The sequence below is a fragment of the Pseudomonas sp. GW822-FHT02E03 genome (genome assembly GCF_058802325.1).
In genome coordinates this window covers 1-12,665 of the sequence record NZ_JBXAOA010000015.1, presented here as the reverse complement: position 1 = coordinate 12,665, position 12,665 = coordinate 1, and the positions used below count along the sequence as shown (strand labels likewise).

The 12,665-nt window shown below is 60.4% G+C and carries 11 protein-coding genes; 10 read left to right on the top strand and 1 reads right to left on the bottom strand.

The genetic code is table 11. The annotated features are described in order from the left end of the window. The first annotated feature begins 8 nt into the window (after window positions 1–8). The 8 genes from tssE to AC1RQB_RS13505 all read left to right on the top strand — a co-directional run bounded on the left by tssE (window position 9) and on the right by AC1RQB_RS13505 (window position 9,753). Window positions 9–452, top strand: a complete 444-nt coding sequence (tssE, locus tag AC1RQB_RS13540) for a type VI secretion system baseplate subunit TssE (protein WP_063343443.1) — start codon at window positions 9–11, stop codon at window positions 450–452. Then, window positions 436–2,229: a type VI secretion system baseplate subunit TssF gene (gene tssF / locus AC1RQB_RS13535; RefSeq protein WP_063343442.1), complete on the top strand. Its 1,794-nt coding sequence runs from the start codon at window positions 436–438 to the stop codon at window positions 2,227–2,229. The genes tssE and tssF overlap by 17 nt, the downstream gene beginning before the upstream one ends. Further along, complete coding sequence (gene tssG, locus AC1RQB_RS13530) at window positions 2,193–3,218, top strand: type VI secretion system baseplate subunit TssG (RefSeq protein ID WP_008067883.1); 1,026 nt, start codon at window positions 2,193–2,195, stop codon at window positions 3,216–3,218. The genes tssF and tssG overlap by 37 nt, the downstream gene beginning before the upstream one ends. Window positions 3,219–3,220: 2 nt before the next feature. Next, the gene (gene tssH, locus AC1RQB_RS13525; RefSeq protein ID WP_063343441.1) at window positions 3,221–5,764 is read left to right on the top strand and encodes a type VI secretion system ATPase TssH; all 2,544 of its coding nucleotides are present in this window, start codon (window positions 3,221–3,223) and stop codon (window positions 5,762–5,764) included. A 73-nt stretch (window positions 5,765–5,837) separates the two neighbouring features. After that, the gene (locus AC1RQB_RS13520; protein ID WP_063343440.1) at window positions 5,838–6,506 is read left to right on the top strand and encodes a hypothetical protein; all 669 of its coding nucleotides are present in this window, start codon (window positions 5,838–5,840) and stop codon (window positions 6,504–6,506) included. Window positions 6,507–6,604: 98 nt separating this feature from the next. Next, entirely contained in the window at window positions 6,605–7,090 is a 486-nt protein-coding gene (locus AC1RQB_RS13515) for a hypothetical protein (protein WP_063343439.1), read from the top strand. A gap of 98 nt (window positions 7,091–7,188) precedes the next feature. Then, window positions 7,189–9,198 (top strand): type VI secretion system Vgr family protein, encoded by a 2,010-nt coding sequence (locus tag AC1RQB_RS13510; protein ID WP_063343438.1) that lies wholly within the window; start codon window positions 7,189–7,191, stop codon window positions 9,196–9,198. A gap of 12 nt (window positions 9,199–9,210) precedes the next feature. Beyond that, window positions 9,211–9,753: a toxin-antitoxin system YwqK family antitoxin gene (locus tag AC1RQB_RS13505; protein ID WP_063343437.1), complete on the top strand. Its 543-nt coding sequence runs from the start codon at window positions 9,211–9,213 to the stop codon at window positions 9,751–9,753. Window positions 9,754–10,089: 336 nt separating this feature from the next. On the opposite strand, the gene AC1RQB_RS13500 is transcribed toward AC1RQB_RS13505, so the two are convergent. Next, a complete protein-coding gene (locus AC1RQB_RS13500; RefSeq protein ID WP_007899527.1) occupies window positions 10,090–10,485 on the bottom strand; it encodes a DUF4280 domain-containing protein in 396 nt (131 codons plus the stop codon). A 190-nt stretch (window positions 10,486–10,675) separates the two neighbouring features. Between AC1RQB_RS13500 and AC1RQB_RS13495 the strand changes: the two genes are divergently transcribed. Beyond that, a complete protein-coding gene (locus tag AC1RQB_RS13495) occupies window positions 10,676–11,743 on the top strand; it encodes a phosphotransferase family protein (protein WP_063343436.1) in 1,068 nt (355 codons plus the stop codon). Between the two features lie 24 nt (window positions 11,744–11,767). Further along, the gene (locus AC1RQB_RS13490) at window positions 11,768–12,535 is read left to right on the top strand and encodes an SDR family oxidoreductase (protein ID WP_063343435.1); all 768 of its coding nucleotides are present in this window, start codon (window positions 11,768–11,770) and stop codon (window positions 12,533–12,535) included. The last annotated feature ends 130 nt before the right edge of the window (window positions 12,536–12,665 follow it).

The following is a 12,665-nucleotide window of genomic DNA, read 5'->3' as shown; positions in this document are numbered from 1 at the left end:
CGTCGGCCATGGCAGGCACCGGCATACTCCCACCGTTGTTCGAGCGCCTCGCTTCAAGCGAGGTCGACACCGTGCAGGTGTTCGATCGCCAAGGGCTGCTCGACTCGGTACACACGGAGTTGTTGCGCCTGTTCAATACCCGACGCGGCCAACGTCCACTGACCTCCCCGCCGAGCATTCTCGACTACGGCATCGCTGACTGGACCGCCTTGCAACAGCAGCGCAGCGATGACCGTCGTCAGTTGGCGCGGGAAGTCCGCGAGGCCATCACCCACTTCGAACCGCGCCTGCAACTGGGCGAGGTCCAGGTCAATCCGGTCCCCGGCCATCCGCAGCAACTGTGCATTCGGTTACTGGGCGAGTTGCGCAGCGGCCAGCAGCACTGGCCCGTGGCATTTGTCATCGAGAAGGCTGGCGATGGCCTTGAGGTGCGTCATGAGCGACTCGATTGACCCGCAACTGCTCGATTACTACCAGCGCGAACTGACCTGGCTGCGGCACGCCGGGAGCCTTTTTGCCGAGCGTTATCCCAAGGTCGCCAGACGCCTGGAATTGTCCCCCGGTGAATGCCCCGACCCGCATGTCGAACGACTGCTCGAAGGTTTCGCCTTGCTCGCGGCGCGCCTGCAACGACGGCTCGACGACGACTACGCCGAATTCAGCGACGCCTTGCTCGAACAGCTTTACCCGCTGGCGATGCGGCCATTACCGTCCTGCGCGATCGTGCAGTTCGAGCCGGACCCGAGCAAGGGCAACCTCGCCGGCGGTTACCCGCTGCCACGAGACACGCCGCTGTTCGTCACCACCCGCAAAGGCGAAAGCATCCATTTTCGCACCAGCGCCGCGGTTCGCTTGTGGCCAGTGGAAATCAACGAAGCGCTGTTGCTGGGCAGCGACGAAGCGCAGGCCCTGACCGGCGTTGCACAGGCGCGCTCGGCCCTGCGCCTGAGCCTGCGTTGCCTCGGTGAAAGCCAGTGGCCGGAGTTGGCGATCAAACAGTTGCGCGTGCACCTCGCCGCCTCCCCGGTAATCAATGCCTGCCTGTATGACCTGCTCGGCGCCCATGCCGTGAAGGTGCTGGCCGGCCCCGTCGGCAGCGTGCCGAAAGTGTTGGCGGGGTTGCCGGACATTGTCGGTTTCGCCAGCGACGAAGTGCTGTTGCCGGACGAGGACGGCGTGCATCCGGGCATGCGTCTGCTCGCCGAATACTTTGCCTTCCCGGACAAATTCAATTTCTTCGATATCCCGTTGGCCGGTGCCACCAGCGACAGCCAGACGCTGTACCTGTACATCGTCTTCGACCGCGCCCCGGCCAACCGTCTGCACCTTCAGGCCAGCGACTTCGCCTTGGGCTGTGCGCCGGTGATCAATCTGTTTCCACGAACCTCGGAGCCCCTGCGCCCGGACGGTACCCGCAGCGAGTACCGCCTGGTCGCCGACAGTCATCGGGAAAACAGCGTCGAGATCCACAGCATCCGGGCGATGCGCGCCAGTTCCAGTCAGGGTGTGCTGCGCGTTCCCGCTTATTACGGCAGCCAGCATATCGGCGGTGAAAAGCAATGTTACTGGCACGCGCGACGGGTCAGCGGCATGACCCCGAATCGTCTGGGCACCGACCTGATGGTGAGCCTGGTGGACACCCGGCTCGATCCATTGTCCGAGGCCGCCGAATACAGCCTCACCGCCGAACTGCTGTGCACCAACCGACACTTGGCCCAGAGCCTTCCGGCCGGGACACCACTGGGTTTCGAACGACCGGGGCCAGTGGCCTGGGCACGCCTGCGCAATCCACCCAGCCCGCAGAGCTTGCCGCGACTGGATGGCGAATCCCGTTGGCGGCTGGTATCGCAACTGACCCTCAATCATTTGTCGCTGGTCGAGGGTTCGCAGGCGCTGGATGCCCTCAAGGAAATCCTCCAGTTGCACAACCTGCGTGACGAGGCCAGCGCCCTGCGGCAGATCGAAGGTTTGCTAAGTCTTGGCTGCGAACGAGTGATCGCCCATGTTGGCGAAGATGCCTGGCGCGGCTGGCGCAATGGGCTGGAAGTTCAGCTGCAACTCGATCCGCAGCATTTCGTTGGCAGCAGCGCTGTGTTGTTTTCAGCGGTGCTGGCGCAATTCTTTTCACTCTATGCCACGGCCAATCGCTTTGTGCGCACGGTCCTGGTCCAGTCAGACAAGGAGGTCAAGACATGGCAACCCCAAGCCGGCATGCCACTCTCCCTCTGAGCCTGAGCCAGAAGCTGCGGTGCGATCCGCAGGCGTTCGAGTTGTTGCAAGCATTGCTGCTGCTGGAGCGTGAACACCCGCAAGCCGAATCCCTGGGCAGCGGCACCGCGCCTCAAGCGGAAGCCCTGCGCCTGCGCGGGCCGTTAACGCCACTTTTTTCCGCCAGCGAAATCGAAAGCCTGACCCAGGAACCCGGTCAGCAACCGACACTCAGTACCCCGGTGTTTGGCCTCGGCGGGCCCGACGGCCCCCTGCCCTACGCCTATCAGGAATGGCTGCAACAGCGGGCTCGCGCCAAGGATCATGCGCCGGCCGAATTCCTCGACCTGTTCCAGCATCGCCTGCTCAGCCTGCTGTACAAGGTGATGCGCAAACACCGGATTGCCGTCGGCTTTACGGCTCCCGGCGCGTCCCCGGTGCAGGCGCAACTGCGGGCGCTGACCGGGTTGTTGCCCAAAGCTTTGCAAGAACGTCAGGCCGTTCCCGATTCCGCCGTACTGGCATGCAGCGCGCTGTTTGCCGACGGTCGTCGCTCCCTCGCCGGCTTCGCCGCGATCGTGCGCGAGCACTTCGAACTGCCGGTCGCACTCAGCGCCTATGAAGGTGCCTGGCGGGAAATCCCACCCGCCAGTCGCAGCCGCCTGCAACCGGGAGGCCGCAACCTGCAACTGGGCCGCAGCGCCGTGGCCGGCACCCGGGTCTGGGATGAACACGCCGGCATCCGCCTGACGCTCGGCCCGCTGACCTCGGCGCAGGCTGCGCGGTTTCTGCCGGACGGCGAATCCCATCCGGCACTGGCAAGCCTCAGCGCGTTGTATTTCGGCCCCGATCTGGATTGCACGCTGGTGTTGTTGGTGCGCGGTGCCAGCCCGATAAAACTCGGTCGCCAGGCCCCGCCCTTGCTCAGTTGGAACGGCGGCCTGCAACGCCAGACCAGCCTCGCCGTGCAACAGATCGAAACCCGCCTTCGTCAGCTGGAGATCACCTGAACATGGAACTGGCCAGCCTGATCGGACGCCTCAACCCGGACAACCGCCGCGCCCTCGAACGGGCCGCGCAACGCTGCCTGCAACGGGGTCATCATTACGTCGAAATCGAGCACCTGCTGCTTGAGCTGCTGGACATCGAGGGCGGTGACTTCGCCTACCTGCTGCCGCGCTTCGGCCTGGAGCGCGATGCCCTGACGGCGGAAATCAACAAGGCCCTGGAACTGTTCAAATCCGGCAGCACCCGCACCCCGGCGCTCTCGGCGCAAACCATCGGCCTGCTCGAAGACGCGGTGGTTCAGGCCAGTGTGCTCGGTCTCGACAGCATCCGTTCCGGCTTACTGCTGCTGGCCTTGCTCGACCGCGATGAACGCCGCAGCCTGCTGCTCAATAGCGCCTCGTCGCTGTTGAAAATTCCGCGGGAAGCCTTGCGCAGCAACCTGCTGGAGTGGACCGAAAACTCTCGCGAACACGTCGGCGGCACGCGGCCTGTCAATGCCGGCAAGCCGCAGCCGAAACAGGATTCGGTGCTCGATCAGTTCACCCAGGATCTGACCGCCGACGCCCACGCCGGGCGCATCGACCCCATCGTCGGGCGCGACGGCGAGATTCGCCAGTGCATCGACATTCTGCTCAGGCGTCGACAGAACAACCCGATCCTGGTCGGCGCGCCGGGCGTGGGCAAGACGGCCGTGGTCGAAGGCCTGGCCCTGCGCATTGCCGCCGGCGATGTACCGCCGTCGCTGCAGGAAGTCAGCCTGCGGGTTCTCGACCTCGGTTTGTTGCAGGCCGGGGCCGGGGTCAAAGGCGAGTTCGAACAGCGGCTCAAAGGCGTGATTGACGCGGTGCGCAGCGCTGATAAACCGATCATTCTGTTCATCGACGAAGCCCATACCCTGATTGGCGCTGGCGGCGCGGAAGGCGGCAGCGACGCGGCCAACCTGCTCAAACCGGCGCTGGCCCGTGGCGAGTTGCGCACCCTCGCCGCCACGACCTGGCTTGAGTACAAAAAATACTTCGAGAAAGACCCGGCCCTCGCCCGCCGTTTTCAATTGGTGCAAGTCGAGGAACCGGACGAAACCACCGCGGTGGAAATGCTTCGTGGCGTGGCCGCGAAACTGGAACAGCACCACGGCGTGCAGGTGCTCGACGCGGCGATCCACGAAGCAGTGAAACTGTCCCATCGCTACATCTCCGGGCGCCAGTTGCCGGACAAAGCCATCAGCGTGCTCGACACCGCCTGCGCCCGGGTCGCCCTCGGCCAGCACGACGTGCCGCCGCCGCTGGAAAGCCTGCGCCATCGCCAGCAAAGCCTCAAAGACGAAGTCGAACGCCTGCGTCGCGAACAAGCCACCGGGCTCGATCACCGTGAGCGCATCACCCTGCTGGAAACCGAATCCGTCGGTAACGTGCAAGCCATTCGCGACCTGGAAATCCGCTGGAACGAAGAACGGATCGCCGTGCGCGAACTGCTGGAAACCCGCCGCGAGTTACTCACCTTGAGCGAGCGCGCCGACAACGACAAACCGGACGAAGCCACCGACAGCCGCATCGATCATCTGGCCGCCGAACTGGTACGACTCGAGGCCGGTCTGGACGCCATTCGCCAGGACGATCCGTTGGTGCCGGAACAGGTCGACGCGAAAACCGTGGCCGCCGTGATCGCCGGCTGGACCGGCATCCCGGTGGGCAAGATGCTCGCCGACGAAGCCCACGCCGTGCGCACCCTCGGCCAGCGCATGGGCCTGCGGGTCATGGGCCAAAGCACCGCGCTGAACACCATCGCCCAACGCCTGCAAGCCTACCGCGCCGGCCTCACCGACCCGCAAAAACCAGTCGGGGTATTCCTGCTGGTCGGCCCCACGGGCGTGGGTAAAACCGAAACCGCTTATGCGTTGGCCGACGCGCTCTACGGCGGCGAACGCAACCTGATCAGCATCAACCTTTCCGAATACCAGGAAGCCCACACCGTCAGCCAACTCAAAGGCGCACCGCCCGGCTACGTCGGTTACGGCAGCGGCGGCGTGCTCACCGAAGCGGTACGGCGCAAGCCCTATTCGGTGGTGCTGCTCGACGAAATCGAAAAGGCCCACCCGGATGTGCTCGAAGCCTTTTACAACGTCTTCGACAAAGGCGTGATGGAAGACGGCACCGGGTTGGTGGTGGACTTCAAAAACACCGTGATGCTCGCCACCAGCAACGTTGGCGCTGAGTTGCTGCTCGATACACCGGTCGCGCAACTGGGCACCGATGCCTTCAACGAAGCGTTGCATAAAGTACTGCTGAAAGCGTTTCGACCAGCGTTTCTGGCGCGCATGACGGTGGTGGCGTATCGGCCGCTGGATGAGGCGACGCTGGAAGGGATTGTGTTGGCGAAACTGGAGAAATTGCGTGGGCGCTACAAGGCTGCGACCGGGAAACAGTTTGAATTTGATGCAGGGATTGTGCAGGCGGTGTTGGCCAAGTGCAGTGCTGCCGGGGCAAGGGATGTTGAGAATGTGTTGATGACGCAGGTGACGGGAAAATTAGCGGAGTGGGTGTTGGAATAAGGAGTACATACCGAACAAATGAGTTAATAAAAACAAACGAACCAAGACATCATAATATCAAAAGGAGCTTACCATGCCACGCTCACTTGACGACTCAGACATCAATCAACACTTCAACAATGCAGCCAATAACACCGCAACGCTCATTAATAACAACCCTGGAGCAGACGCCTATAACCTCGCAGCTTACACCATAGGTCTAAAAGCAGCCGTACTAAATTACACAGGTCCAATAATTCACGCAATCCTGAGCGACGCAAGGATAGTGCAGGCTTTCAATCAAGGCACACAACAGTTGACAAGTAATTTGCTGCTTTCAGGGCAATGGCTATTAACCGGAAGCAATGCATATTGGGTTCACTACTACAGCAATAACATGCCGCTAATTTCTCAATATAGATGTTACATCTGTTGTAATCTGGCAAACACTGGAGCAATGCTTTCAGCTTTATTAAATGGCTATGCCGGCCATCTCTACTTCAAAGTAGCCACTCATGACGAAGCAACCATGCGCAACGATACAATCGTTTCATGGCATGACACACTGGCGGAAGCCATTACATGGGCACGCATAGCGGAACATAACCTGGCCTGGCTGAATGGAACAGCTCCAGCAGGTACTTTCGGTGCGGCCATCAGCGACTCTATCGGCATAGCCTCCGAGGTCGCAGGAGAAACATCGACCAATAATATTGCGAAAAAAGCGATGGCAAAGGTTATTAGTAAAAACCCTTATGTTTGACCCACTGTAAAATAGGCACAAAAAGGGGACAGATTTACTTTTTATAAATCAAACAAATCTGTCTCTTTTAACTCCGACAACTCAAACAAGGAGGTAACATGGCCGGGGACCTGATTCTAGCGAGCGTCAACGACGCGACGTTGACTACCCTCACCAATGCTGGCGGTGCGGTAGGTGGGGAAATTTTTCATGCCGACAAGTACACCCAGCAAAGTTGGGATCTTCTGAAAGCCAGAGCCAAAGAAGCGAAAGTTGGGATCAAGACCAATAATCGAGTGGGGTTACCGCCCCACTTTTACATTTCTTTCAAATTATCGGATTATAAAGGAAGCGGCCTTGCCGACTTCAAGAAACTTATACGCTATGCCGTCCGACCATTGACAATAGTCACTAGTCACCCTGGGCTGACGAACTGGGGGGAATGCGTCGGTGATGAAGTAACTGCAGAAAACTGCTTTCGAGAAGCTCTTCAAAAAGGCTCGATAACACTCGAGATATACAAGTACGACAAGCAGGATTTAATTGACAAATCCAGTGGAAAGGCAAACGCAAATGTGGCTTACATGAAATTAATTAATGAATAGGGACCCAGTATGCCAAACCTGAAATTAAGTGGAACCAGATGAACCGGTGTCATACCTCCATGACCCGGCTGAGTGATTTACCATACTGAGGCCATTCAATGCCCCGCACCACCGACAGCAACAGCACCCTCTCCCTCACTGCCACCTCGCTGTCGGCGCTTTACCCTGAGTCGCTGTCCGGTGATGAAGCGCTCAATATGGTGGGCACACAAACCCTCAACGGCCTCAACGACGGCACGTCCCTCACCCTGACCACCGCCGTCGCCACCCACGTCACCACCACCCTGCACAACGACGCCCTCACCCGCCCGATGGATGCACTGGTGGCCGAAATCCGCCAACTCCCAGCCGATGCCACCGCCGAGCGCTATCAACTTGTTTTAAGGCCATGGCTCTGGTGGCTGACCCTGGCCAGCAACAATCGCGTGTTCCAGAACCTCAGCACTTCGGACATCGTCGCCACGATTTTCAAGGCTCACGCCTTCACCGACTTCAAGCTCTCACTCACCGGCACTTACGCCCCGCGCGAGTACTGCGTGCAGTACGGCGAAACCGATTTCGCGTTCGTTTCACGGTTGCTGGAAGAGGAAGGGATTTTCTGGTTTTTCACCCACGAGGACGGCAAACACACGCTGGTACTGGGTGACAGCAACGATGCGTTTGTGCCAATCCCCAATGGACCCAAAGTGAACTATCTCGGCCAGCAGTTGGGTGAGCGAGAACTGCACGGCATTCGCTCCGGCCAGGTCTGCGTACAGGCGGTGGCCGGGGTGTATCAGGCGACGGATTACGAGTTCACCACCCCGACCACCTCGCTCTACAGCAAGGCCGAAGCAGTCGCCGGGCCACGGTCGATGTACGAGCATCCGGGCGGCTATAACGCCAAGGCCCGGGGCGATGCGCTGACCAAGCAGCGCGTCGATGGATTGCGCAGTCAGGAGAAGCGTTTTGTCGGTGAAAGCGACTGCCGCTGGCTGGTACCGGGGCATTGGTTCACCCTCGCTGGGCATGATGATTCGACGTTGAATATCGATTGGGTGGTGACGGCGGTGACTCACGAGGCCAGTCACGACAGCTATCGCAATCGTTTCGAAGCCATCCCCAAGGCCACACCTTTTCGCCCGGTGAGAACCACACCGAAGCCGCGAATGCACACGCAAACCGCCATCGTGGTCGGCAAGTCCGGCGAAGAAATCTGGACCGACGAATACGGCCGGATCAAGTTGCAGTTCCCGTGGGATCGCGATGGCAAGAACGACGAAGCCAGTTCCTGCTGGGTGCGGGTGGTGTTGCCCTGGAGTGGCAAGGGTTTTGGCATGCAGTTCGTGCCACGGATCGGCCAGGAAGTGATCGTGACGTTTATCGATGGCGATCCCGATCGACCGCTGGTGACCGGTTGCGTCTACAACGGTGACAACGCCCTGCCCTATGCGCTGCCAGCGAATCAGACCCAGTCCGGGATCAAGACCCAATCGTCCAAGGGCGGTGGCGGTTTCAACGAGCTGCGATTCGAGGACAAGAAGGACGCCGAAGAGGTGTTTTTGCAGGCGCAGAAGGATCTGAAGATCAACGTGCTCAACGACACCACCGCCACTGTCGGCCACGACGAAACCCTGACCGTACAGAACGCCCGTACGCGCACGGTGAAGGAAGGCGACGAGACCGTGACCCTGGAGAAAGGCAAACGCAGCGTGACCATCCAGACGGGCAGTGACAATCTCGATGTGAAGGACAGTCGCACGGTGACCGTGGGCGCTGACCAGACCCACAGCACCGGTGGCAACTACACGCACAAGGTCACCGGCGACTACAGTCTGACGGTGGATGGCAACCTGACCATCAAGGTGACCGGCACCCTGACCCTGCAAAGCGGCGGCAGTTTCACGATCAAGAGCGGCGCGGATCTGGCGGCCGAGGCCAGCACCTCGATCAGCCAAAAGGCAGGTACGTCCCTGAGCAATCAGGCCGGCACCTCGTTGGAGAACAAGGCCGGCACGACCATGACCAACGATGCCGGGATCAGCCTGACCAACAAAGGCGCCGCTTCGCAGACCGTGGACGGTGGCGGCATGCTGACGATCAAGGGTGGTCTGGTGCAGGTCAACTGACAAGGAGAACCCATGGCCATCACGCCGCTGGATTTGCAGCAGAACGATAAACAGCTCAAAGGTCGCTTGCTCGATGGCCATCTCGACGGTGCGCTGCACATCAAGGATGACGGTCGCGCGCAGGCCGATTTGCACTACAGCCAGGGCGAGCTGCAAGGCACTACCCTGCTTTACCACCCCAATGGCAAGGTCTCGGCGCAGCTGCCGTTTGTTCGTGACAAGCTGCAGGGGATAGCCAGTTTTTATGCGCCGCAAGGCTGGCTGCAGTGCAAGGCGACTTACCGCCGAGGGCTGCTGCATGGCGAGGCGTTCAATTACTTTCCCGATGGGCAACTGGCGGAGGCCGAGTTCTATCGCGATGGCGTGCGCGAGGGCCGGTATCAGCGTTTTCATCCCAACGGCAAACCGGCCGTCGAGGCTCGATATCTCAACGGTCAACTGCTGGAACCAGAACAGGGTTTTGCTGCTGATGGGCGACCGCTGGACGCCGAGGGCAAGCCGATTTCCAGGGTTCGCTGGTGGTTCAGACGCTGGAGCGATCCGGCCCAAGCCTGAAGCCTTGTATTGGCTGAGATGCCCCCATCGCGGGCAAGCCCGCTCCCACAGTGATCACTGTTGTTCACAAATACTGCATTCACCGGAAATCCCCTGTGGGAGCGGGCTTGCTCGCGAAGAGGCTGGCACATTCAACATCGATGTCGCCTAACACGCCGCCTTCGCGAGCAAGCCCGCTCCCACAGTTTGATCGCAGTAGTACACGAATCCTCTGTTCAGCCGAAATCCCCTGTGGGAGCGGGCTTGCCCGCGATGAGGCCCTCACATTCAACATCGATGTCGCCTGACACGCCGCTTTCGCGAGCAAGCCCGCTCCCACAGTTTGATCGTGTGCGGTCAGGGAATGAGCATCTGCATTTGCCCCGGCATCACGATTTTTATCACCCCTGCCCAATTGCACATCAGGGTGCTGTTGGCATCGATGGCCGGCATGCCGCCCAGCAGCAGGGTCGGCGCGCCTCCGGGAATCCAGGGGGTGGCGGTGGCCGGGATGCAGGGCATCGGCGTCAATACGCCCAGCGCTGCGGCAGTGGCGGCCGCGACCATCGGGTTGGCCATGCTCATGCACGTGCCGAACGGCATGACGTTGACCAGCGGAATGTGATCCATGATGTTCGCCGCTGGCATGCCCCCGGTCAGCGTGCGATTCACCGGCAGCACGTTGAGTACTGCTGGTGCCGCGCCGAAACTGCATTGCAGGGTCGCGGTGGCGCAAACTTGCGGACAACCCATGTCGAATCTCCTTCCTGGAAGCGGCGCTCCCCTGAAACCATAGTCCGCCGAGCCCGTTCGCGCACATCAGGAACGCTGATTATCCGGCAACACGCTAACCTATAAGACCGTGCCGCGCTTGTGGCCACCCCGGCGCACCATTAGATTAGCCAATGATGTCTGGCCTCCAAAATAAGTAGAAGGGATAAGCATGGCGCTTACTGACCAGTCCACCCGTATCCGCTCCGGCGAAGAACTCGATGCCAGCCTGATCGATCCGTACCTCAAGGCGCACATTCCGGGCCTGAGTGGCTTGCCGAAAGTCAGCCAGTTTCCGGGCGGTGCGTCGAACCTGACTTACCTGCTGGAATACCCCGAACAGGAATTCGTCCTGCGTCGGCCACCGTTCGGCCACAAGGCCAAGTCCGCCCACGACATGGGCCGCGAATTTCGCATTCTCAATCAGTTGCGGGACGGCTTTCCCTATTGCCCCAAAGCCTATGTGCACTGCACCGACGAATCAGTGATCGGCGCAGAGTTTTATGTGATGGAACGGGTCAAGGGGATCATCCTGCGCTCCGAACTGCCACCGGAACTAGGGCTTGATTCAGCGAAGACCGAAACCCTGTGCAAGAGCTTCATCGACAAGTTCGTGGAACTGCACCGGGTCGACTACAAGGCCTATGGCCTGGGCGACCTCGGCAAACCCGAAGGCTATGTGGCACGGCAAATCAAAGGCTGGAGCGAGCGCTACGAAAAAGCCCTGACCCCGGACGCGCCTAAGTGGGAAGCGGTGAAGGCCTGGCTCAATGACAAGATGCCGGCCGATCACCCGACGTCGAGCATCGTCCATAACGATTACCGCTTCGACAACGTGATCCTCGACCCCGAGAACCCGATGCAGATCATCGGTGTGCTGGATTGGGAGCTGACCACCCTCGGCGACCCGCTGATGGACCTGGGCAATACCCTCGCCTACTGGATCGAAGCTGACGACCCGGCGCCGGTGCAATTGATGCGCCGTCAGCCAAGCCACGCTCCCGGCATGCTGACCCGCCGTGAGTTCGTCGATTACTACGCCGAGCGCGCGGGCATCCAGATCGACAATTTCGACTTCTACTACACCTACGGTCTGTTCCGCCTGGCCGGCATCGTGCAGCAGATCTATTACCGCTTCTTCCATGGTCAGACCCAGGACAAGCGCTTCGCACAGTTCATTCACATGAACAAACTGCTGGAGCAGATGAGCCTGCAAGTCATCCAGAAATCCAGCCTCTGATCGCGCCCATAACAAGGAAAAAACATGTCCAAGACTCAGTTGTTCGACCTCGACGGCAAGATCGCTTTCGTCTCCGGCGCCAGCCGCGGCATTGGTGAAGCCATCGCCAAACTGCTGGCGCAGCAAGGTGCCCACGTCATCGTTTCGAGCCGCAAACTCGACGGCTGCCAGCACGTCGCCGACGCGATCATCGCCGCTGGCGGCAAGGCCACCGCAGTCGCCTGCCACATCGGTGAGATGGAGCAGATCACCCAAGTCTTCGCCGGCATCCGCGAACAGTTCGGGCGCCTGGACATTCTGGTCAACAACGCGGCGACCAACCCGCAGTTCTGCAACGTCCTGGACACCGACCTCAGCGCCTTCCAGAAAACCGTCGACGTGAACATTCGCGGCTACTTTTTCATGTCGGTGGAAGCCGGCAAGCTGATGCGCGAACACGGCGGCGGCAGCATCATCAACGTCGCCTCGATCAATGGTATTTCGCCGGGGATCTTCCAGGGCATCTACTCAGTGACCAAGGCAGCGGTGATCAACATGACCAAAGTCTTCGCCAAGGAATGCGCGCAATTCGGCATCCGTTGCAACGCCTTGCTGCCGGGCCTGACCGACACCAAGTTTGCTTCGACGCTGGTAAAGAACGACGCCATCCTGAAAACCGCGCTGCAGCAGATTCCGCTCAAGCGCGTGGCGGACCCGAGTGAAATGGCCGGCGCGGTGTTGTACCTGGCCAGTGATGCGTCGAGCTACACCACTGGGGTTTCGTTGAATGTGGATGGTGGGTTCTTGTCCTGATTGGGTTCACCAGATACACAAAAGGCAGCCGCGGGGCTCAATGCCGGTAAGTTAAGACGCAGAACCTGTGGGAGCGGGGGGGGGGGGGGGGGGGGGGGGGGGGGGGGGGGGGGGGGGGGGGGGGGGGGGG